The organism is Streptomyces sp. NPDC045899, assembly GCF_056431485.1.
Genome location: NZ_JBWKKP010000016.1, coordinates 130992 through 157563, shown reverse-complemented (window position 1 = coordinate 157563; position 26572 = coordinate 130992). Strand labels below are relative to the sequence as shown.

Annotated in this window: 19 protein-coding genes; 5 read left to right on the top strand and 14 right to left on the bottom strand. The window is 72.5% G+C overall.

The window, feature by feature from the left end; translation table 11 throughout:
- Positions 1-52: 52 nt before the first annotated feature.
- The 9 genes from AC07FT_RS23910 to AC07FT_RS23870 all read right to left on the bottom strand — a co-directional run bounded on the left by AC07FT_RS23910 (position 53) and on the right by AC07FT_RS23870 (position 9933).
- Positions 53-895 carry an alpha/beta fold hydrolase gene (locus AC07FT_RS23910; RefSeq protein WP_479178014.1) on the bottom strand — a complete coding sequence of 281 codons (843 nt, stop codon included), beginning with the start codon at positions 893-895 and terminating at the stop codon, positions 53-55.
- A gap of 23 nt (positions 896-918) precedes the next feature.
- Complete coding sequence (locus tag AC07FT_RS23905) at positions 919-1593, bottom strand: isochorismatase family protein (protein WP_471199338.1); 675 nt, start codon at positions 1591-1593, stop codon at positions 919-921.
- The gene (locus tag AC07FT_RS23900) at positions 1590-2261 is read right to left on the bottom strand and encodes an SRPBCC family protein (protein ID WP_479178013.1); all 672 of its coding nucleotides are present in this window, start codon (positions 2259-2261) and stop codon (positions 1590-1592) included. Before AC07FT_RS23900 ends, AC07FT_RS23905 begins: the two co-directional genes overlap by 4 nt.
- Positions 2262-2759: a (2Fe-2S)-binding protein gene (locus AC07FT_RS23895; protein ID WP_479178012.1), complete on the bottom strand. Its 498-nt coding sequence runs from the start codon at positions 2757-2759 to the stop codon at positions 2262-2264.
- Entirely contained in the window at positions 2756-5098 is a 2343-nt protein-coding gene (locus AC07FT_RS23890) for a xanthine dehydrogenase family protein molybdopterin-binding subunit (protein WP_479178038.1), read from the bottom strand. Before AC07FT_RS23890 ends, AC07FT_RS23895 begins: the two co-directional genes overlap by 4 nt.
- An 86-nt stretch (positions 5099-5184) precedes the next feature.
- Positions 5185-6048, bottom strand: coding sequence for an FAD binding domain-containing protein (locus tag AC07FT_RS23885; RefSeq protein ID WP_479178011.1), 864 nt, complete (start codon positions 6046-6048; stop codon positions 5185-5187).
- A 34-nt stretch (positions 6049-6082) separates the two neighbouring features.
- Positions 6083-7483: an MFS transporter gene (locus AC07FT_RS23880; protein ID WP_479178010.1), complete on the bottom strand. Its 1401-nt coding sequence runs from the start codon at positions 7481-7483 to the stop codon at positions 6083-6085.
- Between the two features lie 82 nt (positions 7484-7565).
- Complete coding sequence (locus tag AC07FT_RS23875; RefSeq protein WP_471199323.1) at positions 7566-8837, bottom strand: FAD-dependent monooxygenase; 1272 nt, start codon at positions 8835-8837, stop codon at positions 7566-7568.
- A gap of 64 nt (positions 8838-8901) precedes the next feature.
- The gene (locus AC07FT_RS23870; RefSeq protein WP_471199320.1) at positions 8902-9933 is read right to left on the bottom strand and encodes a 2,5-dihydroxypyridine 5,6-dioxygenase NicX family protein; all 1032 of its coding nucleotides are present in this window, start codon (positions 9931-9933) and stop codon (positions 8902-8904) included.
- A gap of 424 nt (positions 9934-10357) precedes the next feature.
- Here AC07FT_RS23870 and AC07FT_RS23865 point away from each other — a divergent pair, with 424 nt between their 5' ends.
- The 5 genes from AC07FT_RS23865 to AC07FT_RS23845 all read left to right on the top strand — a co-directional run bounded on the left by AC07FT_RS23865 (position 10358) and on the right by AC07FT_RS23845 (position 17709).
- Positions 10358-11092 (top strand): YoaK family protein, encoded by a 735-nt coding sequence (locus tag AC07FT_RS23865; protein WP_479178009.1) that lies wholly within the window; start codon positions 10358-10360, stop codon positions 11090-11092.
- A gap of 370 nt (positions 11093-11462) precedes the next feature.
- Complete coding sequence (sthA, locus tag AC07FT_RS23860) at positions 11463-12866, top strand: Si-specific NAD(P)(+) transhydrogenase (protein WP_479178008.1); 1404 nt, start codon at positions 11463-11465, stop codon at positions 12864-12866.
- 156 nt (positions 12867-13022) lie between these two features.
- A complete protein-coding gene (gene dnaK / locus AC07FT_RS23855) occupies positions 13023-14909 on the top strand; it encodes a molecular chaperone DnaK (RefSeq protein ID WP_479178007.1) in 1887 nt (628 codons plus the stop codon).
- Positions 14910-15026: 117 nt separating this feature from the next.
- On the top strand, positions 15027-15707 hold the full coding sequence (locus AC07FT_RS23850; protein ID WP_479178006.1) for a class I SAM-dependent DNA methyltransferase: 681 nt from the start codon (positions 15027-15029) through the stop codon (positions 15705-15707).
- A gap of 52 nt (positions 15708-15759) precedes the next feature.
- Positions 15760-17709 carry a SpoIIE family protein phosphatase gene (locus tag AC07FT_RS23845; protein ID WP_479178037.1) on the top strand — a complete coding sequence of 650 codons (1950 nt, stop codon included), beginning with the start codon at positions 15760-15762 and terminating at the stop codon, positions 17707-17709.
- Between the two features lie 32 nt (positions 17710-17741).
- Here AC07FT_RS23845 and AC07FT_RS23840 read toward each other — a convergent pair whose 3' ends face one another.
- The 5 genes from AC07FT_RS23840 to AC07FT_RS23820 all read right to left on the bottom strand — a co-directional run bounded on the left by AC07FT_RS23840 (position 17742) and on the right by AC07FT_RS23820 (position 26406).
- Entirely contained in the window at positions 17742-19220 is a 1479-nt protein-coding gene (locus AC07FT_RS23840) for an ABC transporter substrate-binding protein (protein ID WP_471199306.1), read from the bottom strand.
- 5 nt (positions 19221-19225) lie between these two features.
- A complete protein-coding gene (locus AC07FT_RS23835) occupies positions 19226-21193 on the bottom strand; it encodes a hypothetical protein (protein WP_479178005.1) in 1968 nt (655 codons plus the stop codon).
- Between the two features lie 104 nt (positions 21194-21297).
- Positions 21298-22470 carry an anhydro-N-acetylmuramic acid kinase gene (locus AC07FT_RS23830; protein WP_479178004.1) on the bottom strand — a complete coding sequence of 391 codons (1173 nt, stop codon included), beginning with the start codon at positions 22468-22470 and terminating at the stop codon, positions 21298-21300.
- Entirely contained in the window at positions 22461-23861 is a 1401-nt protein-coding gene (locus AC07FT_RS23825; RefSeq protein ID WP_479178003.1) for an MFS transporter, read from the bottom strand. Before AC07FT_RS23825 ends, AC07FT_RS23830 begins: the two co-directional genes overlap by 10 nt.
- A 67-nt stretch (positions 23862-23928) precedes the next feature.
- Complete coding sequence (locus tag AC07FT_RS23820; RefSeq protein WP_479178002.1) at positions 23929-26406, bottom strand: SpoIIE family protein phosphatase; 2478 nt, start codon at positions 26404-26406, stop codon at positions 23929-23931.
- Positions 26407-26572 lie beyond the last annotated feature (166 nt).

Sequence of the window (26572 nt, the reverse complement as noted above, 5' to 3'; positions counted from 1 at the left end):
GTGAACCGGCTCCGACCCGTGTCGCGTCCCGCGGCCGGTGCGCGGGGCGTGTTCACTCCAGCATGGGTCGCAGCGCCTCGCGGACGGCCGCGAGCGCGGCGGCCGGACTGTCCCAGAACACCATGTGGCCCGCGCCGGGAATCGCCACCGGACGCGCCCGGGGATTCATCCGGGCGGCCTCCTCCGCGTCCGCCACCGTGACCACGGGACTCTCCGCGCCGTACAGCAGTGCGGTGGGACCCGGCACCGAGGGCCACCAGTCGAAGAAGTCCTCGGTCTCGAAACCCCGGTGGGTGGCGGTGATCGCCTCCTGGGCGCAGCTCGAGAGCCAGCGGGCCCGTAGTTCCTGCTCCCGGCGCGGCCAGCGCGGCCAGGCGCGGGCCACCTCGTCCGCGTCGGTGCCGCGCAGCGCCTGGTCCAGTTGGCCGAGAAAGGTCTCCAGGGTCGTCGGGTACGGTCCCCGCCCCGGCCCGCTCATCGGCGGATCCACCAGCACGGTGCCCCGGAGCGGTACCGCGCCGCGCGCCGCGGTCACCGCGGCGATCCGCGCGCCCATGGAGTGGCCGAGCAGCAGCGGTCGGTCCAGGTCCAGTCCGCGCACCACCGCCTCGGTGTCCTCGGCGTACTCGGCCAGGCCGTACGCGCCGCCCGCGTCGGACAGCCCGCGTCCGCGTACGTCGACCACCAACGGCCTGACCGTGCCGACCAGTTCACGGGCGACGAAGTCCAGGGTGACGGCGGGTGAGGTGATCCCGGGCAGCACGACCAGCGGCACACCGGGACCGCCGTAGTCGAGCACATGCAGTCGAGTCCGCCCGGAGCGGACCCACCGGCCGGTGGCGGGCACATCGGCCAGATCGGCGAGCGCGGACTGAAGGACGGACCGGTCGGACACGGGCACCTCCGGGGGACGGCCGGTCACAGGACCGGGGCGGGACGGGCGGCGGGCAGCCGGCCGAGATAGCCGACGGCCTCCGCGAGGTCGATGACATCGCCGTACTTGGCCTGGATGTCGAAGAGACTGGCGTCGTGCGGCCCCGCCGCGCGGTCGCCCACGCACTCGCGCGGCACCAGAACATCGAAGCCGGACTGCACGGCGTCGACCGCGGTGGCCCGGACACAGCCGCTCGTGGTCGCCCCGCACACCAGCACGGTGTCCCGGCCGAGGCCGGTCAGCACGGCGGCGAGCGAGGTGCCGAAGAACGCCGAGGCGCCCTTCTTCACCACCAGCGGATCCCCCTCCCGCCGCGGCAGCCGGGGGTCGAGCGCCACCGCGTCGCTGCCCTCGGCCATCGCCCGCATCCCCGGCGCCTTGCGCAGCCAGGTGACCGCGTCCCCGGCGGCCTCCGCCGGGGAGTAGGAGATGGCGGTGAAGAGCACCGGTACGGCGGCCGGGCGGGCCGCCTCGATCAGTGCCGACGTCGCGGCCACCACGTCGGTCAGATCGGCGCCCGAGGGAAAGGTGTCCTCGGTGAAACCGCGGGTGAGATCCACGACGACGACGGCGGGACGGCTGCCCCGGCGGACCGGTGCGCCGAATCCGGCCCGCTCGTAGGTGCGGTCGGTCCCCTCGCCGTGGACGCCCCCGGTCACCGGATCCTCCCCGCCGCGCGTAGCTGCTTCTCCTGGGTGGTCAGCCGCCCCAGCAGCCAGCCCTCGAACAGCCCGAAGGCGAACGCCGCGGCCAGCGGCCCGTACTTGGTGAGCACCGGACCGGCGATCAGCGACAGCCCGTCGAGTTCGGTGTCCGCCGCGGGGGCGGCCGCCGGTTCCGGGGACCCGGGCGCGGCCGGGGAGACCGGCGGACCCGCGGCCCGGTCCCCGTCCAGCAGCCCGCCCAGGTTCTGTGCGAACCGCTGGAGGATCCGGTCGGAGACCGCTCCGATCGCGCCCTTGCCGAACTGGGCGATCTTGCCGCGGATGACGAGGTCGGTGGAGATCTCCAGCCGGGCGCCCTCGGCGGCCTCCGCCACCTCCAGGGTGACCTCGGCCTCCGCGTCGCCGTTGCCGTGCTCGTCCGCGCCCCGTGCCTGCACCCGCAGCCGCCGCCGCGCGGTGTCGACCTCCAGGAAGCGGACGGTGCCCGCGTAGGCGGCCGTGATGGGGCCGACCCTGACCTTCACCCGGCCGCGCCAGGTGTCGCCGTCCCGGCCGTCGAGCGTGGCGCCCGGCATACACGAGGCCACCCGCTCCACATCGTTGACGAGGGCGAACACCGCGTCCGGCGGCGCCGGGACCGGGACCGTGTTGGACAGGTGCATCTACGTCTCCTTCCGGCGCCGGGCGGCGCAGTCGTCGATCGCCTCGACGATGGTCTGGTAGCCGGTGCAGCGGCACAGGTTGGACGCCACGACCTCGCGGATCTCCTCCTTGGTCGCCGCCGGGCGCTCGGCGAGGAACCCCTCGGCGAGCATCAGGAACCCGGGGGTGCAGAATCCGCACTGGAGTCCATGGTGTTCGGTGAACGCCCGCTGCAGATCGCCCAGTTCGCCGTCCTCGGCGAGGGACTCGACGGTGCGGATCCGGGCGCCCTCGGCCTGGGCGGCGAACATCAGACAGGCGCGGGCCGGAGCGCCGTCGACCAGGACGGTGCAGGCGCCGCAGATGCCGTGTTCGCATCCCACATGGGTGCCGGTCAGCAGCAGGTCATGGCGGAGGGCGTCGACGAGGGTGCGGCGCGGCTCGATCAGCAGCTCGTGGCGTTCGCCGTTGACGTCGAGCGTGATGAGCTGCCGCTCCCGCGGGGCGGTGTCGGTCATGAGAGGTGCTCCACGGTCCGGCCGAAGGCCCGCTGCACGGTCTCCGGGGTGATGGGGGTGGTGTCCAGTTCGGTTCCGGTGGGCCGCAGGGCGTCGTTGACCGCGTTGAGCACGGCCGCGGGCGCCCCGATGGTGCCGCCCTCGCCCGCGCCCTTGGCGCCGGTCTCGGTGAAGGCGCACGGCGTCTGGAGATGGCGGATCAGCACGTCCGGGATCTCGTGCGCGGTGGGGACCTTGTAGTCCATGAAGCTGGTGGCCGACGGTTCGCCCTGGTCGTCATAGGTGACCTGCTCGAACAGCGCGCCTGCGATGCCCTGGGCGATACCGCCGCGGCACTGGCCCTCGACCACCTGGGGGTTGATCGCCACTCCGCAGTCCTCGACGCACAGGTACGCCAGGATCTCCACCTGACCGGTGCCCGGGTGCAGTTCCACCACCACCCCGTGGGTGGCGTTGGAGAACGTGCCGTCGTTGAACACGTCGAAGGTTGCGGTGGCGGACAGCCCCGGCTCCACGTCCTTGGGCAGCAGATGCGCCTTGAGGTAGGCGATGTCCGCCAGTTCCGGGAAGCCCACCACCTCCCCGGTCCCGTCCCGCCTGCGGATCCCGCCGGTCACCAGCTCCACCGCGTCGGGGGACAGCTCCCAGCGGGCCGCGGCGATCCGGCACAGCTTCTCGCCCAGTTTCGCCGCGGCCAGCCGGACCGCGCTGCCCCCCACCGCGATGGACCGGGAGGCGAAGGTCCCCCAGCCGTAGGTGACGCGGTCGGTGTCGCCCTGGTGGATCCGTACCTTGGTGATGTCCAGGCCGAGTTCATCGGCAACGATCTGGGCCATCGTGGTCTCGTGGCTCTGCCCGTGGCTCATCGTCCCGGTGGTCACCACCACCGCGCCACTGGTGTCCATCCGGACCTCGGAGATGTCGAAGCCCGGGACCACCTCCATCTTGCGCTGCGCGAACGCGGCCGAGCCGTAGCCGGTGCGCTCGCTGAAACACGCGTAGCCGATACCGAGATGGCGTCCCTCGGCCGCCGCCTCCTCCCGGGCCGCGTACCAGCCCTCCTCCCGCACCAGCCGTTCGCACAGGTCCAGCGACTCACGGTAGGAGCCCGGGTCGTAGGTGATGCGGTTGACACCGGTGTAGGGGAAGTCGGTGATGACGTTGCGCCGCCGGATCTCCACCGGGTCCATCCCCAGCTCCCGGGCGGCGCGCTCGAAGAGCCGCTCCATGACCATCACGTACTGCGGTCTGCTGACTCCGCGGTACGGCGCGGTGGGCGCCTTGTTGGTGGTCACCGCACGACCGCGGACCCGGTAGGCGGGCACCTTGTACACCCCGGGCATCTCGGCGGAGGCCATCAGCGGTTCGATCCCGGCGGTGAACGGATAGCAGGAGTAGGCGCCCATGTCGCATACGACATCGGCGTCCAGCGCCAGGATCCGGCCGTCCGCGTCGAAGGCGGCGCGTGCGTCGTAGTGCTGCTCCCGGGCGAGGAACGACGCGGTCAGCGCGTCCTTGCGGTCCTCGATCCACTTGACCGGGCGGTCCAGTCGCAGCGCCGCCGCCGCCACCGCGATCTCCTCCCGCCCCACCACGCACTTGAGCCCGAAACCGCCGCCCATGTCGGGGACGACCACCCGCACCGCGCGCTCGTCCAGCCGCAGGCAGCGCGCGGCCACCGTGCGGACCTGGTGCGGCACCTGGGTGCAGGTCTGCAGCAGCAGCTGGTCCTCCCGGGCGTCCCAGCTCGCCACGGCGCCCCGGGTCTCCAGCGGCAGGGCGTTCTGCCGTCCGGTGCTCGCCCGGACCCGCACCACGTGCGGGGCGCCGTCGAAGACGGCGTCGATGCCCTCGGTGGCGAACATCGACACGTCCAGCAGGGTGTTGAGCGGCGCCTCGTCGTGCACCAGGGGTGCACCGGGGGCGAGCGCCCGGGCCGCGGAGACCACCGGGGGGCGGGGCTCGTAGGACACCTTCGCCGCCTCCAGGCCGTCCTCCGCGGCATAGGCGTCGCGGGCCACCACGACGGCAAGCGGCTCGCCGACGAACCGGACCCGGTCCCGGGCCAGCACCGGCATCGCGGTGGCGACGAACTCGGAGGCCGGACGTCCCAGCCGGGCGGTGATGTCGCCCAGCTCCAGGTCCTCGGCGGTGAACGCGGCCACCACACCGGGGACGTCGAGCACCGCCGACAGATCGATCCCGGTGACGGTCGCGTGGGCCACGGTGGCGCGGACGAACTGCGCGTGCAGCATGCCCGGCAGCTGGATGTCATCGGTGAACCGGCCGCGGCCGGTGAGCAGCCGGGGATCCTCCCGGCGGCCGACCGACGCGCCGATCCACGCCCCGCCGGGGGCCGTCGGGCCGCCGTGCCCGGTGGCCCGCTGGTGTGCCGCAGTGGTGTCGTTCACGTCGTTCACGTCGTTCACCGGGAAACCGCCTCCTCGCAGGCGCGCCGTACCAGTTCGCGGATGAGTGCGGCGCGGTAGTCACCGTCGCCGGACGCGCCGTCCGGCGGGCCGGCCGCCGCCGCGGCGGCCCCGGCACACGCGGTGAACAGCTCGGGACCGGCCGGGCCACCGCGCGCCAGTACCGCTTCCGCCTCCGGGGAGCGGACCGGCAGCGGCGCGACACCGCCCAGCGCCACCCGGCCGCCGTGCACCGCGCCGTCCCGCAGATCGAGCGCCACCACGGTGGACACGGTCGCGAAGTCCCCCCGCCGCTCGGCGAACTCGGTGAGCGCCGCGTACCGCGCCGGACGCGGGAAGACCACTTCGACCAGCAGCTCGTCGGGGTCGAGGGCGGTGGTGTAGTAGCCCTGGAAGAAGCCGGCGGCCGGGATCCGGCGTTCACCGTCCGGTCCCAGGGCCACCATCTCGGCGTCCAGCGCCACCGCGAGCAGACACCACTCGGCGGTGGCGTCGGCGTGCGCGATGCTGCCGCCGACGGTGCCGCGGGTGCGGATCGGCAGATGGCCGACCCACTCCATCGCCGCGCGCAGCACCGCGAATCCGCTGCCGAGCCGCTCGCCGGAGGCGGTCTCCACCGTGTGGTGGGTGGTGAGCGCCCCGACACGCAGCGCCCCGTCGGGGCCGGTGCGCAGGTAGTCGAGCTCCCTCAGTCCGCCGACGTCGACCAGGTGGCGGGGCCGGGCGAGCCGGAAGTTCATCATCGCGACCAGGCTCTGGCCGCCCGCGATGACCTTCGACTCATCACCGAGCTCGGCCAGCAGCCGGGTGGCGCCGACGGCGTCACGGGCCCGGTGGTAGATGAACGGGGCGGGCTTCATCTCTCTCCTGTCGTGTGGTGCGGTCCCTCGCCGGTCAGGCGCGGACCGCCTCCTCGGGAGCGGGGCGGACCGGGGCGGCGGTCGCCTCACCGGTCTCGTCCAGCGCCCGGCCACGGGTCTCGGGAGCGGCCACGGCCATCCACACCACCGCGGCCAGTACGGCCAGCCCCAGCACCGCGAAGGTCAGCGGCAGTCCGAGCACCGGCCACATCAGCGAGCCGAACAGCATCGGCGCGAATCCGGTGAGCACCCGGCTGACCGAGGAGGCCCAGCCGAAGCCACTGGCCCGCAGCGCGGTGGGGTACAGCTCGGACACGTACGCGTACATGGCCGGGATGGTCAGCTGCATCAGGAAGCCGAACACCGCGATGGCGACCAGCGGCGCCGTCGGCATCTTCATCACCATCGCGAAGACCACCAGCGCGAGGGTGGCCAGCGGGGCCGTGACACCGATGAGCCACTTGCGGCCCACGATGTCCACCAGGACGGTCGAGACCAGTACCCCCACGATGCCCACCCCGCTCATCAGCGTGGTGCCGAAGAAGGCGGCGGTGTCGCCCTGGCCCTCCTCCTTGAGGATGGACGGCATCCAGCTCAGCGCCGCGTAGTAGACCAGCATCACGGTGGCGAAGATCAGCCAGGAGGCCGAGGTGATCCGCGGGCTGAACCGCCAGATGCCACGCAGCTGTTCGGTGGCGGCGGCCAGTCCCCGCACCCGCTCGTCGCGCGGCTCGGGGGCCGGGATCACATACGGCTCCACGGGCGCCCCGGTCCTGGCCACCAGATCGTCGATGACCTCCCGGGCCTCCGCTTCCCGGCCCTTCTCGGCGAGGTAGACGGGGGACTCGGGTATGCCGCGCCGCACCCAGAACAGCAGCAGGGCGGGCAGGGTCATGGTGGCCAGCATCCAGCGCCAGTTGCCGTCCAGCGGCAGCATCGCGGTGGACACCACCCCGCACAGCGTCACCCCGACCGGCCACCACACATCGAGCGCGGTCAGCACCCGGCCCCGGTACTTCCTCGGCGAGAACTCGCCCACCAGGGCGTAGTCCACCGGGATACAGCCGCCCAGGCCGACCCCCGCGAGGAAGCGCAGCGCCAGGAACAGCCAGTACGTGGGGGAGAAGGCGGCCAGTACCGAGAACACGGCGAAGATCAGCAGGGTGACGCTGAACGCCCGCTTGCGTCCGATCCGGTCCGCGATGCCGCCCCAGACGATGGCGCCCACGGCCATGCCGATGAGATTGGCGGTGGCCACCAGCCCGCGCTCGGAGAGCGAGAGCCCGAACTCCTTGCCCAGCAGCGGCATCAGGAAGCCGTTGAGGGCGATGTCATAGGCGTCGAACAGGTAGCCGAGGCCACCGATGATGAAGATCCTGCCCTGGACTCTCCACTTCCATGGGAGATCCTGGACGATCTGACTTCCCGTCTTCACGTGCGCTCCATGGTGTCGTTCGTGTTGAGCACGTGCCGCACCATGGCGGACGTGATCCGGACGCGGGCCCCGGCGGGCCGGGTCAGCGGGCGAACTGGTAGCCGAAGGCCCCCAGATCGGGGTCGTTGAGCGGGGTGCCGCCCCACAGCCAGTCGTAGGAGAGGTCGGACTCCCCGTCGAAGCTGCGGCGCAGCTTCTCGTCCCTGGCCCGCTGCTCCGGCCCGTCGGGGAGGTGGTAGAGGGTCTTGTTGCGCAGGGACGCCTCCTGGACCATCCCGGCGTGCTTGGCCCGCCGGTCGGCGTAGCGGCGCAGCGCCCCGGTGGCGCCGTCGGCGGTGACCGCGCCCAGTTCCTCGGCCAGGACCGCCGCGTCCTCCATCGCCTGCGAGGCGCCCTGGGCCTGGTAGGGGAGCATGGCGTGGCAGGCGTCCCCCAGCAGGGCCACCCGGCCGTCGGTCCACACCGGGTCCCGGCGGCGGTAGTACAGGGCGAAGCAGGTGACGTCGTCCTTGGCCTTCGACAGCATCGCCGGGACCCGGTCGTCCCAGCCGGGGAAGGCGTCCACCAGCTCCCGGGCGGAGGAGACCGCCGTCCAGCGCCGGGCCACCTCCTCGGTGCACGGCACGCACGCCACGACGTTGAGGTGTTCGCCACCGCGGATCATGTAGTGCACCAGATGGCGGTCCGGGCCGTACCAGATGGTGCTCTGGAAGCGGTCCACCAGCCAGCGGGTCGCCGGATCGGCGGCGATCAGCTCGCCCGGGATCAGGGTGCGGAAGGCCATCTCGCCGGAGAACACCAGGGTGTCCGGCGCCCCCATCAGATCGCGCACCCGGGACCGCACCCCGTCCGCGCCGATCACCACGTCCGAGGCGAACCGCCGTCCGTCCTCGGTGACGGCCACCGGCCGGCGCGGCTCGGTGGTGTCCAGCCCGGACACCTTGCTGTCGGTGTGCAGCGCCACCACCGGGCCGGGGCCCGCGGGGTCCACACAGGCGTCCATGATGACCCGGTGCAGATCGGCCCGGTGGTAGTGCCAGTAGGGGGCGTTGAACGCGCTGGTGCAGCGCTCGCCCAGGGAGGTCAGCCCGATGACGCTGCCGTCCTTCCACCGCCGCCGCACCTGGTCCAGGGGTTCGGTGTGGATGGCCTCCAGCCTGTGCCGCAGACCCAGGCCCAGCAGGATCCTGCTGGCGTTGGGCGCGGTCTGGATGCCCGCGCCGACCTCGCCGAGCTCGGGCGCCTGTTCCAGTACGGTGACCCGCAGTCCGCGGTGGCGCAGCGCGAGCGCCGCGGTCAGCCCGCCGAGCCCGCCGCCCACGATGGTGACTTCGTACGACTGAGTGGACGCCACTTCTCCTCCAGCTTCCGAATGCGGTCCGTTCGGCCACGGCCGCGGTGCGATGCGTAGATGCGGGTCAGCGGTCCTGGAGGACGCCGTCCACCACGACGTCGGTGCCGTCGACGGAGACGGTGCAGCCGCGCATGGCGATGTCCAGATGGGCGTAGGACTCGCGGCCCAGCACCGGATGCGGACCGGTGGACCACAGGAAGTTGCCCGCGAAGGCCCGTGCGTCCATGCCCATCAGATCGCCCTTGCCGTACATGGCGGTGGCGAACCAGTCGGCGGTGCGCATCAGTCCCCAGCCCATGTGCGAGAGGCTGCGCGCCCACTGGTCCTGGGCGTCGTCGAAGAAGGTGTTGAGCAGATCCGCCTCGGCGCCGCCGGACACCTTCTCGATGTGCCCGCCCTCGATCCGGAGGGTGACCGGGTCCCGGACGTACTCCTTGAAGGGCAGCAGGATGTCGCCGGGGGCCAGCACGAGCTCCCCGTCGGAGATCTCCGGCCAGCAGAGCACCATGGTGCTGGGCCAGTGGTCCCAGCGGCCCGGATCGTCGGCGAAGCCGCACTGGAACTCGGGCTTGGCGCCGCTGAGCCGGACGGTCAGATCGGTGCCCGCGGCGGAGGTGACCCGCATGGTCTCCGACCGCTTCAGCAGTCCGACCCCCTCCAGGACCTCGTCCTTGTCCTTCGGGCGGGGCAGATTGCGGATGAGCACGTCGGGGGCGTCACAGACGAAGATGATGCGGGTGCCGGCCCGGAGGATCTCCTGCTGGACGGGGGCGTGGATGAAGCCCTCCTGGGTGAGGTCGACCACCAGGTCGGCCGATTTCAGCAGGTCCTGGGCGGTGGTGTCGGTGAGCACGGAGGTCAGTCCGGGCCCGGCGCCGGTGTGGGTGCTGGGCATCGGGGCGGGGCTGCCGCCGGGAACCGTGGCGGCGATGACATGGGCGCCGCACGCCTTCGCGGCGCCGAAGGCGGCCGCGACGTAGTCGCCGCGGCTGGCGGGTTCCGCGAGGACGACCACATGCTCCCCTTCGCGGAGCTTGCACAGCTCCAGCTCACGGGTGAAGGCGTCGAGGAGGTCGACGGAGGAAAGATCGAACACGGGGTCCCTCCAAGGACTGATGGGTGGTACCAGACAGCGCCGGGGGCGGCCGTCCCGGTCGGTGCGGGGGACGTGGACCGCGGGGACGCGAGGGGAGGATTCCGGGAAACGACGGAGGACGGGCAGAGGCAACAAGTCGATATATCGGCACACCGACACATCGACCGAACAGACCGGTCTCGACCCGTGGAACCGGGTCTGAGCAGCGGTTTCGCAGGGGCGCTAGGGGCCCGATGGAGATAATCCGAACACGTACTATCTCGGTTTGGCAAGGGGTCGTACCCGGACTCGGGGCCGTTATTTCCTGAGGATCCATCAGCTTCGGGGCGTTTTCCGAGGTCGTCCCGGGGATGTGCGGAAGCGCGTCTTCCGCTGTTTCCCGTCCGGCGGCGGGGGCACCCGCGGGGCGGCCGGAGGAGTGCCGATGGCAGACGCGACCGAGGGGGATGCGGTCCCGCGCGGGCGGCCGGGCGGCCCGCGCGGAGTCGGCGAAGCGGGCGGGATGACCGCCGCCGTGGCGTTGACGGTGGCCACCGGCGCCATGGACGCGATCAGCTTTCTGGCCCTGGGCGGTGTCTTCACCAGCGTCATGACCGCCAATCTCTCCCTGCTCGGCCTGTCGACCGGTGCCCATGACGCCACGCTCGCCCGGGACGCCGCGGTGGCGCTGTGCGGCTACGTCATCGGTGCGCTGATGAGCGGGCGGATCATCCGGGGCCGCGGTACGGCCCGGCGGGCCCGCTGGGCCCTGGCGGGTGAGCTCCTCGCCCTCGGTGCGCTGTGGGCGGTCTGGGGCTCCGCAGGGGGCCATCCCTCCGGCGGTCGTCAGCTGGCGCTGCTCGCCGTGGCCGCGCTGGCCATGGGCGGCCAGAGCGGGCTGGTGCGCGCGATCTGCCCGCCGGGGTTCTCCACCACGTATCTCACCGGCATCCTGACCGGACTGCTGGTCGAGGTGGCCCGCAGCGGCCGGGCGCGCTGGGCGGACCTGTCCCTGCTGGTGGCGCTGGTGGCCGGAGCGGCCTGCGGCGGTCTGCTGGTCACCAACGCGGCCCGAGCGGCGCCCGCCCTGCCGACCGTACTGGTCGCCCTGGTCCTGCTGGCCTCGCTCACCCCGCTGGCCAGGGACGCCGACGGCCGGCTCTGGCCGCACCAGCGCTGACCGCGCGGCGCGGACGGTGACCGGCCGCGGCGGCCGACCGGCGGACGGCCCGTCCGGGGAGCCCGTCGCCACGGTCGGCGCGGAGCGCACCTGCTCCGTGTCGGCGGGCGCTCGCCGCGCGATCTTCCGATCCGGTGGGCCCTCGAACCGGTCCCCCCGGTCGCCTCGCTCGATCCGTGTGCCGAAAGCCGGTCGCGCGTCGCCGCCGGGCGCAGGGCCGTTCGGCGCGTGGCGGGCCGCGCTCAAGGGTCCGGCCGCCGGGCGGCGTTGGTAGGTGGCTCGATCGGCGCCCCGGTCCCGCGGGGGACCCCGTGAGGTTGGGTGACGGTTGCTCTTCCGGGCCGCTGCTCCCGGTGTCAGACTCCTTTCCGTGACCGACTTTGACATGCTCGTGATCGGGTCCGGCCCCGGCGGACAGAAGGCCGCCATCGCGGCAGCCAAGCTCGGTCGCCGGGTGGCCGTCGTCGACCGTCCCGACATGGTGGGCGGGGTCTCCCTGCACACCGGGACCGTGCCCTCCAAGACCCTGCGTGAGGCGGTGCTCTATCTCACCGGGCTGACCCAGCGGGATCTGTACGGTCAGAGCTACCGGCTCAAGGAAGAGATCACCGTCGCGGATCTGACCGCCCGCACCCGCCATGTGGTGGGCCGTGAGGTGGAGGTCGTCCGCAGTCAGCTCACCCGCAACCGTGTGTCGCTGTTCTCCGGCACCGGACGGTTCGTGGACGACCACACCGTGGCCGTGGTCGATCCGGAGGGCCGGGAGCAGTTGTTGACGGCACGTCATATCGTCATCGCCACCGGGACCCGCCCGGCCCGTCCGTCGAGCGTGGAGTTCGACGAGCGGACCATCATGGACTCGGACAGCGTCCTGAACATGGAGCGGGTGCCGCGCTCGATGGTGATCGTGGGGGCCGGGGTGATCGGCGTCGAGTACGCCTCGATGTTCGCGGCCCTCGGCAGCAAGGTCACCGTGGTCGAGCAGCGCGACGGCATGCTGGACTTCTGTGACGTCGAGATCGTCGAGGCGCTGAAGTACCGGCTGCGCGACCTCGCCGTCACCTTCCGCTTCGGCGAGACGGTCGCCGCCGTCGAGCGGCATCCGCGCGGCGCGCTGACCGTGCTGGAGAGCGGGAAGAAGATCCCCACCGAGGCGGTGATGTACTCCGCGGGCCGCCAGGGCCTCACCGACGGGCTCGATCTGGAGCGGGCCGGGCTGGCGGCCGACCGGCGCGGCCGGATCGCGGTGGACGAGCACTACCGCACGACCGTCCCGCATATCTACGCCGTGGGCGATGTCATCGGCTTCCCGGCGCTCGCCGCCACCTCGATGGAACAGGGCAGGAGCGCGGCGTACCACGCGTGTGACGAGCCGGTGAACCCGATCCACGACCTCCAGCCCATCGGGATCTACACCATTCCGGAGATCAGCTTCATCGGCCGGACCGAGGACCAGCTGACCGAGGCGCGGGTGCCCTTCGAGGCCGGGGTGTCGCGCTACCGCGAACTGGCCCGGGGCCAGATCGTCGGTGACTCCAGCGGCATGCTGAAACTGCTGGTGTCCCCGGAGGACCGGCGGCTGCTCGGCGTGCACTGCTTCGGGACCGGTGCCACCGAGCTGATCCATATCGGCCAGGCGGTCATGGGGTGCGGCGGCACGGTCGACTATCTGGTGGACGCGGTGTTCAACTACCCGACGTTCGCCGAGTCCTACAAGGTGGCCGCCCTGGACGCGACCAACCGGATACGGGAGATCGAGCACCTGCGGGAGTGAACCGCGCCCGCGCCGTCCGCCGGGGCGGCGCCACCGGCGCATCCGGCACCACCGATGCATCCGCGGCCCGGGGCGGGCGCCGGTGGCCCGGCCCATGGATCAAGCCTGATACATCCCTTTTGGGATACTGGGAGGCAGATCGGGAGGAGGGCCGAGATGACCCGCGCAGTCGGTATCGACCTGGGAACGACGAACTCGGTGGTGTCCGTCCTGGAGGGCGGTGAACCGACCGTCGTCACCAACACCGAGGGCGCCCGGACCACCCCCTCGGTGGTGGCGTTCGCCAAGAACGGCGAGGTGCTGGTGGGCGAGGTCGCCAAACGGCAGGCGGTGACCAACGTCGAGCGCACCGCCCGGTCCGCCAAGCGCCACATGGGGGACGCGGGGTGGCGGTTCCCGGCCACGGGTGACATCGACGGCAAGCGCTACACCGCCCAGGAGATCTCCGCCCGGGTGCTGCAGAAGCTCAAGCGCGACGCGGAGGCGTACCTCGGTGACGATGTCACGGACGCCGTCATCACCGTCCCGGCGTACTTCAACGACACCCAGCGCACCGCCACCAAGGAGGCGGGTGAGATCGCCGGGCTGAAGGTGCTGCGGATCATCAACGAGCCCACGGCCGCGGCCCTGGCGTACGGCCTGGAGAAGGACGACCAGACCATCCTGGTCTTCGACCTCGGCGGCGGCACCTTCGATGTCTCCCTGCTGGAGATCGGCGACGGGGTCGTCGAGGTCAAGGCCACCAACGGTGACACCCACCTCGGCGGCGACGACTGGGACCAGCGGATCGTCGACCATCTCATCAAGCAGTTCAAGAACGGGTACGGGGTGGACCTGTCCAAGGACAAGATGGCGGTCCAGCGCCTCCGTGAGGCGGCCGAGAAGGCGAAGATCGAACTGTCCGCGGCCAGTGAGACCGCGATCAACCTGCCCTATGTCACCGCCTCGGACGAGGGCCCGCTGCACCTGGACGAGAAGCTCACCCGCTCGCAGTTCCAGCAGCTCACCGAGGACCTCCTGGAGCGCTGCAAGGCCCCCTTCCACCAGGCGGTCCAGGACGCCGGGATCAAGACCTCCGCCATCGACCACGTGATCCTCGTCGGCGGCTCGACCCGTATGCCCGCGGTGACCGGCCTGGTCAAGGAGCTGACCGGCAAGGAGGCCAACAAGGGTGTGAACCCGGACGAGGTCGTCGCCATCGGCGCGTCCCTCCAGGCCGGTGTGCTCAAGGGTGAGGTCAAGGACGTCCTGCTGCTGGACGTCACTCCGCTGTCCCTCGGTATCGAGACCAAGGGCGGCATCATGACCAAGCTGATCGAGCGCAACACCACGATCCCGACCAAGCGCTCCGAGGTGTTCACCACGGCCGAGGACAACCAGCCGTCCGTGCAGATCCAGGTCTTCCAGGGGGAGCGGGAGATCGCGGCGTACAACAAGAAGCTGGGGATGTTCGAGCTCACCGGTCTGCCCCCGGCGCCCCGCGGGGTGCCGCAGATCGAGGTGGCCTTCGACATCGACGCCGACGGGATCATGCATGTCTCCGCGAAGGACCTGGGTACCGGCAAGGAGCAGCGGATGACCGTCACCGGTGGCTCCGCGCTGCCGAAGGACGACATCGACCGCATGATGCGCGAGGCCGAGCAGTACGCGGAGGAGGACCACGAGCGCCGTGAGGCCGCCGAGACCCGCAACCAGGCCGAGCAGCTCGTGTACCAGACCGAGAAGCTGCTCCGGGACCAGGGCGACAAGGTTCCGCAGGACGCGCGGGACGAGGCCGGGACGGCCGTCGCGGATCTGAAGGAGAAGCTGAAGGGCGAGGACATCACCGCGATCCGGGAGGCCACCGAACGCACCGCGGCGGCCGGACAGAAGATCGGCTCCGCGCTCTACGCGCAGGCGCGCCCGCCGTCCGACGGCGGAGGAGGGCCGGCAGGGCCGGAAGGCGCCGGTGACGGTGGCGGCAGCGGCCCGGCGGGGTCGGACGACGAGGTCGTCGACGCCGAGATCGTCGACGAGGACAAGCCCCCGGGTGGTGGTGGCTGACCTGCGCACACGGCCCGTGCCCGCACGATCCTGCCGGTGGTTCGCCGCGAAGGGGTCGTAGCGCAAAACGGGAGCATTATGAAAATATTGGGTACCGAGTACCTCAAGGATGTACGCGTGAGCAACGGGACCAGTGAGACCGGCTACGACGACATACGGCTCGACCGCACGGGTCAGGCCGAGGCATTCGATGCCATAGGCGCCCGCTACGACGAGGCGTTCCCGCACAAGGACGGGCAGCTCGCCGCCGGTGAGTGGCTGATCGGAAAGCTCCCGGCCGGATCCCGGGTGCTGGACCTGGGCTGCGGCACCGGGCTGCCGACCGCGCGCCAGCTGACCGACGCGGGGCTGCGCGTCGTCGGCGTCGATCTGTCCGCCGGAATGGTACGGCTGGCCAGGGAGTATGTCCCCGGCGCGGAGTTCCACCGGCTGGACCTCGCTGATCTGCGCCCCGGCGGCCTCCATGACCTCGGCCGTTTCGACGCGGTCGCCGCCTTCTTCTCCCTGCTCATGCTGCCGCGGGCCGAGATCCCGCACGCCCTCGGCACCATCCGCCGGCTGCTGGTCCCCGGCGGCCTGTTCGCCCTGTCGATGGTGGAGGCCGATGTGGACGACTACGCCATCCCGTTCCTCCACCGCACCATCCGTGTCTCCGGCTATCTGCGGGAGGACCTGCGCCGGGTCACCGAGACCGCCGGTTTCGAGATCCTCGGGGAGACCTCCTACAGCTACGCCCCGGCGACCTCGGACGTACCCCCCGAGGAGCAGCTCTTCCTCCACTGCAGACGGGGCGGCTGACACCGCTCGGCCGCCCCGGCGTGGCCCCCACCGGACGGAAACGACTCGTGTGATTGCGCACCCCCCTCCCCCCGAAGGCCCGGACCACCCCACCGGCCGGGCGCAGGGGAGGGCCGCGCTCCGGGGCCGCGGCCAGCAGCCCCCGGCCGCCGGACCCGGCGGCCCGCCACCGCAGCCACCGCCCCAGCGCGGCCGGGGCACCCCGCCGCCAGGGACCCCCGCGGAGCGGACCCGGGACGAGACCCCGTACGGGCCGCAGTCGCAGACCGACCGGCTGCGCTACCTCGACACCGCGACCCGGCAGATCGCCCGCGGAATGGACCTCGACGAGACGCTGCGCGAGCTGTGCCGGGCCGCCGTCCCCGACTTCGCCGACGCGGCCGTGATCCATCTGCGGGACCCGCTGCCCGCCGGGGACGACGATTCCCCCGGCCCCCTGGTACTGCGCCCGCACTCCACGGGACCGATCGGCGCGGTCGATCCGGACCCCGCGCCCTGTGGCACCCCCGGCGTGATCACGGCCGCCACCGGACTGCCCCCCACCGGACCCGTACCCCCCGACGCCACCCGCCGGACGATCAGCGGCGGCCTCGCCGACCTGCTGAACGGTGGACGGCCCGCCTTCTGCGACAGCCCCGCGGTGGCCGCCGCCGCGGCCGAGCTGCTCGGCCCGGACGCGGGCGGCCCCGGCACCCTGCCGCCCGGCCGACGGCTGATCATCGCCCCGTTGCGCGGCCGCCGCCATGTGCTGGGCGCCGCCGTACTGGTGCGCCACGCCGACCGTCCGGCCTTCACCGGGGACGATCTCCTCGTCGCCTCCCAGCTCGCCACCCACACCGCCCTGGGCATGAACAAGGCGGTGCTCTACGGACGCGAGGCGTCCGTCGCGGACGCCCTCCAGCGCACCATGCTCCCGTCCTCGCTGCCCGAGCCGATGGGCGTCCGGCTGGCCAGCCGCTATCTGCCCTCCTCGAAGACGGCCCGGATCGGCGGCGACTGGTATGACGCGATTCCGCTCCCCGGGAACCGCGTCGCGCTCGTCATCGGCGATGTGATGGGCCACTCCATGACCTCGGCCGCCATCATGGGCCAGCTGCGCACCACCGTGCAGACCCTCGCCGGACTCGACCTGACCCCCGACGAAGTGCTGCACCACCTCGACGAACAGGCCGAACGGCTGGGCAGCCAGCACATGGCCACCTGTCTCTACGCCATCTACGACCCCATCGCGCACCGGCTCCAGGTGGCCAACGCGGGCCATCCGCCACCGGTGCTGCTGCACCCCGAGGGCCGCGGCGAGGTACTGCGGGTGCCGCCCGGCGCGCCCATCGGGGTGGGCGGCGTCGGCTTCGAGACCGTGGAGATGTACGCGCCCACCGGCGCCACCCTGCTGCTCTACACCGACGGACTGGTCGAGTCCCGGGAGACCGATGTGTGGACCGGCGTGGAGCTGCTGCGCGACCGGCTGCACGCCACCGCCCTGGTGCTCACCCCGCCACCGCTGGAGCTGCTGTGCGACGCGGTGGTCGGCGGGGTCGGCCCCGGCAGCGAACGCGACGACGACATCGCCCTGCTTGCCGCCCGCTTCCACGGGATCCCCTCGTACAACGTGGCGTACTGGTTCCTGGAGCCCGAGACGCGGACCCCCGGCCGGGCCCGGGGGCTCACCCGCAGAACACTCCAGCGCTGGCGGCTGGAGTCCCTGCTGGAATCCACCGAACTCATGGTCAGCGAGGTGGTGACCAACGCCGTGCGCTACGCCAGCCGTCCGCTGTCGCTGCGGTTGCTGCGCACCGATGTGCTCCGCTGCGAAGTGGGCGACGACTCACCCTTCGTGCCCCGGATGCTGCACGCCCGGCCCGGCGACGAGGGCGGCCGGGGGCTGTTCCTGGTCAACCAGCTCGCCCAGCGCTGGGGCGCCACCCGGCTGAGCACCGGCAAGGTGGTCTGGTTCGAACAGCAACTGCCCAAGGGCCGCCGGATGGAGATCCCCGACGACTGAGGCCCGGCGGCGCCTGCCGGGCCCCGCGCCGGTCACTGCTTGCGCGGCGGTTCCCCGCGCGGTGCCGACACCTCCAGCAGCTCCGCCCGGCCGGTCCGGGTCAGATGCAGGATCGGCACCGCCTTGTTCCGCGGATTGCCGTCGTTCCGGAAGGAGATGAACCCGCTCGCCCCCGCCACCTGCTGCCGGCCGTCCATCTGATGGAACATCCGGGCCACCGCGTCCCCGGTCACCTCGCCCTGCCAGCCCGCCGCCATCTGGATGCCGTGCGCCGCGGTCAGCACCGCGTCATGCGCCATGATGGCCTGCCCGTCGTACCGGGGGTCATTGGGGAACCAGCGGTCCAGTGAGCCGTCCGGCTGGAAGTGGCGGGCCGACGGACCGGAGACATGGAGCGGATCCTGGCGCCACATGTCCGGATGGGCCAGACCCGTGTACAGCACCCGCACCCCGCTCTCGGCGGCGTGCGCGAGCTGCCGCGCGGTGAGGTTGGAGGTGTCGTCGCCCGCGATGACGGTGAACTTCCGCCCCTGGCAGGGCCGGTTGGCCAGGGAGTCCAGGAAGCGGGTGAGATGGCGGCCGCGGCCCGCGAAGTAGACCACCTGTGGCTTCTGGTCGCACAACTGCCCCGGCATATAGCGCAGTTCGTTCTGCCAGGCGCTGCGCACCGAGGAGTCGTAGGTCATCCGGTCCGCCACCAGCCGGTGGCCCTCGGTGTCCTGGAAGACATCGGTGAAGGCGTCGCCCAGCGTCTTGGCGTAGTAGTTGCTCTCCGCGTCGTCCTGCACCACCACCGCGGTGCGGATCTTCTGCTGCTTCAGATAGGCCGACGCGGCCTGCGCCTCGTCCACGTTGGTCGGCGAGACCCGCACGAAACCGTTGATCCCCTTGATGTTGGTGGCCGTCATGGTGCTGGCCACCAGTGCGAGACCGTGGTCGGACAGCCGGCGCAGCGCCTCCAGGGTCCGGTCGGTGCTCGGCCCCAGCCCGGTCACCGCCACCAGGTTGTCGGGCGCGCCGATGCGCCCGATGAGCTCGTCGGTGGTGTGCGCCCAGTGGGCCGCGTTGCTGCCGGTGTTGGCGATCAGCAGCTTGATCTTGGGGGTGGAGGACAGATCGCCGCGGTTGTGCCGGTACTGCGCCAGATAGGCGCCCTCCAGCTCGTGGCGGACCGACTCCTCCGAGTTGCTGTCGTCGTCGGTCAGGGTGAAGGAGGTCATATAGGCGACGCTGACGTACGGATCCTTGTCGGCACCGGCCGTCACCCGGTCGTTCTCCGCCTTGATCTTCTCCTCCACCGCGCCGAGATGACCGGCGAAGGCGTACGAGCCGTCGGTGACGCCCACGCACTCGTCGCCGTCGCCCAGCTTCACCACGCCCGCCGCGCAGCGCGACCGCTTCTCCTGGATCCAGTGCGCGGTGAGCGGCACCGCCACCGCCAGCACGGCGACGACCACCACCCCCACGATCACCCGCCGCACGATGTGCAGCGGCCATTCGAGTCTGGGCACCGGGCTCACCCCTCGCCGGCGGAGGTCAGCGGATGGCGCCAGTGGCGGTATCGCTCCGCCTCGTTGAACAGGGCCACGATGTCGTTCCTCCTCAGCCGGGACAGCTGGTTGAAACCGTCGGCGAGCACCCCGCCCAGCCGTCTGCCGGGGTCGGCGAGCGGATCGCTCCACACCCAGCGCGCGGTGATCAGCTCCCGGATCACCGACACGGCGGTGACCGCCTCCGGAGGGTTCTCCGGGGCCAGCGCCGCGAGCAGGTCCAGCGGACCGCCCGCCGCCGGGAACCGCCCGGGTGCGGCCGTGATGATGTTGAACTCGCTGATCCACTGGGCCGCGGGCACCGCGGGGAACCGCGCCACCAGATACCCCGTCACCTCGTCGATCCGCTCCGCGGCCAGCCGGTGGTACATCTCGTGCACCGTGCGCCCCTCGGCCCGGAAGTGCTCGGCCAGCAGCTCGTGCACGGTGTCCCAGTCCCCGGGGCGTCCGGCCAGCCGCCACAGCAGCAGCCGCCGCAGCCACGGGTGGAGCGCCGGGGTCACCGTGCCCGGCGTCAGCAGCAGCCAGCGGTCGCGGATCCCGCCGAACAGCGATTCGCCCGAGGCGAGCAGCCGGGTGCCGACGGACAGGTCGCGGGCGGCCGCGCATTCGGCGAGGGCGAGCCGCTGCCCGGGGTCGAAACCCTTCAGCAGATGGCCGAGGGCGGACTCGGCGAGCGGGCGGGTGTCCTCGCCGTCGCGCAGGGTGCGGTCCGGCAGCGTACGCAGCCAGCGGTCCTGCTCGGAGCCGTCCTCCGCGGGCAGGTCCGACTGCCGGAACACCTCCAGCACCTGGGACACGGCCCGGGGGAGCCCTGCGGTCAGCCGGTGGACGAAGGGCGCGAGCCGGGTGTACGGCGCGAGGTCGGGGTGGTGGCGCAGCTCCAGCTCCATCCGGATGCGCACCTCGTCCAGGTTGAGATCACGCAGCCGCAGCGGGTACCACCAGGTGTCATCGCTGTCACGGGTGGGCCGGTGCTCCTCCCAGTCGCCCAGCGAGGCCCGGTCGGGACCGCGCAGCTGCCACGGCCACTGGTCGCCGGTCGCCGGGCCCCAGCGCGGCAGCCAGCGGTTGGAACTGGCCACCACGGTGAGCGGATCGCAGGCCGCGCCCGCCACCACGGCGTCGTCATGGCGCGAGCGGATCAGCAGGTCGAGGAAGCGACGGCCGTACTCCGTATGGGAGTTGTCCAGCAGCAGCAGATACGAGCGCGGCATGAACGAGCGGTCCGCGTTGCTCCGCAGGTCCTCCAGGAAGGCGGAGAACAGCACCTGGTCCAGCCGCTCGAGATCATGGGCGTCGCCCTCATGGCGCCATAAGTTGAGCTCGACCAGGGCCTCCCACGGATCGCGGCTGTGCAGCAGCCGGTGGCCGCCGTACCAGGCGGCGCTGCCGGTGAACTTCCGCCCCGGCAGCCGTCGGCGACCGCGCCGGAGGGCGTCCCGCAGCAGCGCCAGCGCGGCGGTGGACGCACCGTCGGGGGCGCCCACCGCCCCTCCGGCGACCTCGAAGAAGGCGGCCAGGTAGTCGCCGTAACGCGCTTCGGCCTGCTCCTGGAACGCGTCCAGCTCCCGCCGGATGGTGCGCCGCCCCTCTGCCAGGCTGGTCATCCGCAACTGGTGGTCGGAGGCGAGCAGCCCGAGGGTCAGCCGCGGGAAGTGGGAGCGGCGGTAGCGCGGCAGCTTGCGCTCCAACTGGCGGGCCAGCAGGGCCAGGGCGTAGCGCGGCAGCAGCGACTGCTCCCCGCCGAGGTTCACATAGGCGAAGGGGTGCTCGGGGCCGAACCGCTCCATCAGCGCGCTGTGCGCCTCACTGGCGCCGCTGCCGCGCGGACCGAGCAGCATGATCACCGGTCGCTCGGCCTCCGGTGGCAGCCGCAGGCACTCCTCGGCCAGACTGATGATTCCGCTCCGGCCTCTGAGGCCGACACCCATCCCCGACTCCCCCACGCGCCCCCGCCCCCCGTCAACTACGCTGAGTTTACCCGCGTTCACCCATTCTGATCCGGTCTGTGCTCCGGACATCCGCTTCCGGTGGGTCAGCGCCGGAAGATCTCCAGCCGGGACGGCGCGTTCCGGGCGGGCTCCGGCAGCCGCAGCGGACGCCGCCCCGGGGTGAGCGAGCCCAGCAGGCTCGGATGGTGTGCGCCGGTGCATCCGGGTGCGGTGCCCGGCAGTCCATGGGCGGTCAGGAAACCCAGCACGGCGAACGCGTACGCCTCCTTCGCGTCCGCCGGGAGGCCGAGGTCGTCGGAACACCGCAGCGCGATCCCGTCCAGGGCCCGGTCCAGCGCCGCCATCAGCACGGGGTTGCGGACGCCGCCCCCGGAGGCGATCACCTCGGTGGCGTGCACCGACCGGACCGCGTCCGCCACCGTACGGGCCGTCAGCTCCGTGACCGTGGCCAGGACGTCGTCCGCCGCGACCGGACCGGCCTCGGCCAGGGCGGCCCGCAGGTACGCCGGGTGGAACAGCTCCTTCCCGGTGGTCTTGGGCGCGGAGCGGGCGTAGTACGGCTCCGTCAGCAGCCGCCCGAGCAGTCCCGGGTGGACCGTGCCGCGCGCCGCCATCGCCCCGTCCGCGTCATAGCCGAGCCGGCCCCCGGTCAGCTCGGTGGCGGCCGCGTCGATGAGGGCGTTCCCCGGGCCGGTGTCGAAGGCCAGCGGCGCGCCGCCCTTGGGCACCGCGGTCAGATTGGCGATACCGCCGAGGTTCAGCGCGGCGCACACCCCGGGCCGTCCGTTCAGCCACAGCGCGTCCACCAGGCTCACCAGCGGGGCGCCCTGACCGCCCGCGGCGATGTCCCGGGAGCGCAGATCGGAGACGACCGGCACCCCGGTGGCCTCGGCGATCCAGGCGGACCGGCCCAGTTGCAGGGTGCCCAGCGCCCGGCCGTCCGCCACCCAGTGGTACACGGTCTGGCCGTGCGAGGCGATGAGGTCCGCCCGCCCGCCGCACAGCTCCCGGGCGGCTCGCGCGGCGAGTGCCGCGAACGCCTGGCCGATCCGGGTGTCGAGCGCGCACACCTCCTCCATGGTGGTCGCCGACGGTGGCAGCGCGGCCCGCAGCGCACCGCGCAGCGCGTCCGGATAGGGATCGCTGACCAGCCCCAGCGGGGCCAGGATCAGGGTGTCGCCGTCGAGGACGAGATCGGCGGCCGCGGCGTCGATCGCATCGTGGGAGGTCCCCGACATCAGTCCGATCACCCGCATGACGTCTCCTTCGGTGTCCGTGGTGTTCCGGGGTCCCGCGGTGTCCCGGTGGTCTCGCGCAGCGCCCCGCGGTGGTGGTCGCCGCGCAGTCCGAGCAGGGCGAGCAGACTGACGGCACAGGTGGCCGTCACGTAGTACGCGGGGATGTCCGCGTCGCCGGTCCGCTGGATGGCCTCGGTGATGATGAGCCCCGCGCACCCGGAGAACACCGCGTTCGACAGCGCGTAGGCGAGCCCCAGCCCGGTGCAGCGGACCCGGGCCGGGAACATCTCGGCGAGCATCGCCGGACCGGGTCCGGCCATCAGCCCGACGGCGGCGCCCGCGACGAACACGGCGGCTCCCCGGACCACGGCCGAACCGTGCGGATCCTGGACCAGGTCGAGCAGGGGGAAGGCGAGCACGGCCACCAGGGCCGCCCCGGTGAGCATCACCGGACGCCGTCCGATCCGGTCGCTGAGCAGCCCCGCCGGGAGGATGGACAGGGCGAACCCCAGATTGGCCACCACGGTGGCGACCAGCGCCTGCCGGAACGAGGCGTCCAGGGTGCTCTGGAGGTAGGAGGGCATGACGACCAGGAAGGTGTAACCGGCCGCGGCCCAGCCCATGACACGTCCGGCCCCCAGCACGACGGCGCGCGCCACCTCCTTCCGGTCCGCCCTCGCCCCGGCCGGTGCCACCGGGGGCGCGGCCCGGAAGGACGGGGTCTCCTCCAGTCTCAGCCGCAGCCACAGCGCGGCGAGCCCCAGCGGCAGCGTGAGCAGGAACGGCAGCCGCCACCCCCAGTCGTGCAGCGCGCGCTCACCGAGCACGGTGGCCAGCACCGCCGCCGCACCGGCCCCCGCGAGCAGTCCCAGCGCCACCGTGAACGACTGCCACGCCCCGTACAGCCCCCGGCGGCCCGGCGGTGCGAACTCCGTCATCAGCGACACCGCGCCGCCGAACTCCCCGCCCGCGGACAGGCCCTGGACCACCCGCAGCAGCGTCAGCAGCCACGGGGCGGCGGCGCCCACCGTGGCGTAGGTGGGCAGCAGACCGATCAGTGTGGTGGCGCCGGTCATCAGCAGCAGCGCCAGGATCAGCGTGGGGCGGCGGCCGATCCGGTCGCCGGCCCGTCCGAACAGCGCGGCGCCCAGGGGCCGGAAGAAGAAGGCGAGCCCGAACGAGGCGTAGGTCTTGACCAGGCCCTCGAGCTCGCTCCCGCCGCTGGGGGTGAAGAAGTTGGCGGCGATGACGGTCGCGAAGTAGCCGTAGACGCCGAACTCGTACCACTCGATGAGGTTGCCGACCGAACCGGCCACCAGCGCGCGGCGCGGAGCGGGCGCGGACACCGGACGGCCGGACCCGGTGCGGTGCGGGAGGGAACCGGCCGGGTCGGGGAGGGGACTGGTCACATCGGGCCCTTTCAGCCGTGCACCGCCGGGCGGGGGACGTGGAGTGGGTACCCCGTGACGGCGGTGGTTACGGCTCGGGGACCTCCAGCGGCTGTTCCGCCCAGACCGTCTTGCGGTCCCCGGCGTACCGGGTGCCCCACCGCCTGCTGAGCTGGGCGATGAGGAACAGACCGCGTCCGCCCTCGTCCAGCCGTCCGGCCCGGCGCAGATGCGGGGCGGCGGCGCTGCTGTCGGACACCTCGCAGATGAGGGCCTCGTTCCTGACCAGCCGCAGTTGAATCGGACCGCCGGCGTGCAGGATCGCGTTGGTCACCAGTTCGCTGACCACCAGCTGGGTGGTGTGCACCAGATGGCCCAGCTCCCACCGGGCGAGCTGCTGGGCGACGTAGGAGCGGGCCCGGGGGACGACCGCGGGCTTCGGGGGCAGTTCCCAGGAGGCGCAGCGGTCGTCGTCCAGCGCCCGGGTACGGGCCACCAGCAGGGCCACGTCATCGGGCGGATGCTCCGGGAGGAGTCCGCCCACCACCGCATCGCACACCGAGTCCAGCGACAGCTCGTGGCAGCCGCCGTCCAGGGCGCCCCGCAGCCGCTCCAGACCGGCGTCGATGTCATGGTCCCGGGACTCCACCAGGCCGTCGGTGTAGAGCACGAGCATGCTGCGGTCGGGCAGTTCGACCTCCGCCCGCTCGAACGGATGGCCGCCCACCCCCAGGGGCGGTCCTCCGGCGGAGTCCAGGAACCGGGTCCGGCCGTTGGGGAAGACCACGGCGGGCGGCGGGTGTCCGGCGCGGGCGAAGGTGCAGCACCGGGTGACGGGATCGTAGACCGCGTAGACACAGGTGGCCCCGAACGCCCAGGTGTCGATGGCCGGTTCGGCGGGCGGCGGCCCTGCCTCGGCGAAGTCCCGGTGCTCATCGGCCTGTTCCGCGATCAGGCGTCGCACATGGGCGTCCACATGGGTGAGCAGATCGTCCGGCGGGAGGTCGAGGTCGGCCAGGGTGCGCACCGCGGTGCGCAGCCGCCCCATGGTGACGGCCGCCTTCATCCCGTGTCCCACCACGTCCCCCACCACCAGCGCCACCCGGGCCCCGGACAGCGCGATCACATCGAACCAGTCGCCGCCGACCCCGGTCCGGCCGCTCGCGGGCAGATAGCGCGAGGCCGCCTCCACGGCCGCCTGTTCGGGCAGCCGCTGGGGGAGCAGACTGCGCTGGAGGGCGAGGGCCGTACCGCGCTCCCGGGTGTAGCGGCGGGCGTTGTCGATGCAGACCGCGGCCCGTGCCACGATCTCGTCGGCCAGCAGCAGGTCGTCCTCCTCGAACGGCTCGGGGCGCTGTCGGCGCAGGAACACCGCCACCCCGAGCGTGCTGCCGCGCGCCCGCACCGGGACCACCATCCAGGAGTGGATGCCCCACACCCGGATGCCCGCGGCCCGCGCGGGATCGTCGGCGAGCCAGGCGGGGACCGGCCCCGGGCCGTTCGCCGACTCCAGCACCGGCTGCCCGGTGGCGAGCGCGCGGGCGAAGGGGGAGTCGGGGGCGGAGGCGTGCACGTCCACGTCCTCCACGGCGGCCACCGCCTCCGGGGAGCCGGGCACGATGGAGCGGTGGGCGGCGCGGCGGAACGCGGCCTCCCGGGTCACCGGGCCGGACGGCGGCTCCTCGCCCTCGAAGACGGAGTCGATCAGATCGACGCAGGCGAAGTCGGCGAGCCGGGGAACCGCCACGTCCGCCAGTTCCTGGGCGGTGTGCAGCAGGTCCAGGGTGCTGCCGATACGGGCGCTGGCGTCGTTCAGCACCGCCAGCCGTTCCCGGGCGCGGGCCTGCGCGGTCACGTCGACCACCGCGTGGCAGACGGCGAAGACGTCCCCGGAGCGGTCCTTCAGGGGGAAGACGGAGTTGCACCAGGAGTGCTCCCGGCCGGGGTCGGCCGGTACCCGGCCGTGCACCTCCACGTCCCCCACCGCGCTGCCGCCCCCGAGCACCCGCCGCTGGAGCGCTTCCATCTCCGTGACCTCCAGGTCCGGCAGCGACTCCCGGAGGGTGCGGCCCATGCGCTCCTCGTCGGTGAGCCCGCTCAGCCTGCGCAGGGCGGCGTTCTGCATCAGACAGCGGCAGTCGGTGTCGTAGACGCTCATGGCGACCGGCGCGTCCGTGCCGAGGCTGTCCAGCAGCGCGCGGCCGACGTCCTGCTGCCGCATCGCCTCCTCGCGGGTCGCCTGCACCAGCCAGTGGCGGCCCCCGTCACCGGGGGCCCACGGCTGCGCCCACAGCACGACGGGTATCTCGCCGCCGTCGCGGTGGCGCAGTACGGCCGCTCTTCCCCCGGGCGCCGTGTACGCCGCCACTCCGTGCGGCGGTTCGGCGCCGTCCGCGAACAGCCCGGCCGCGGGCTGTCCGACGGCCTCTTCCGCGGGAATCCCGAGCAGCCGGTGTGCCCCGAGGCTCCAGCCGGCGAGGACACCCCGCTCATCGACCACGGCGACGGCCTCGGAGACCAGATCGGGGAGATGGTGGGGCCACCCGCGGAAGGTGCTGTCGCCCATGAGATCCGCTTTCGCTCTGCCTCCAGCACGTGAAGCGTAATGTTACTCCGCACCTGCCACGCTAAGCGGAAATAGGCGGATATGCCGGATGTGCATGCCGTCGGTCCCGGATCCCGGATCCCGGCTCCCGGAGTGAGGGCCGGGCCGCGTGCCGTTAATTCACATT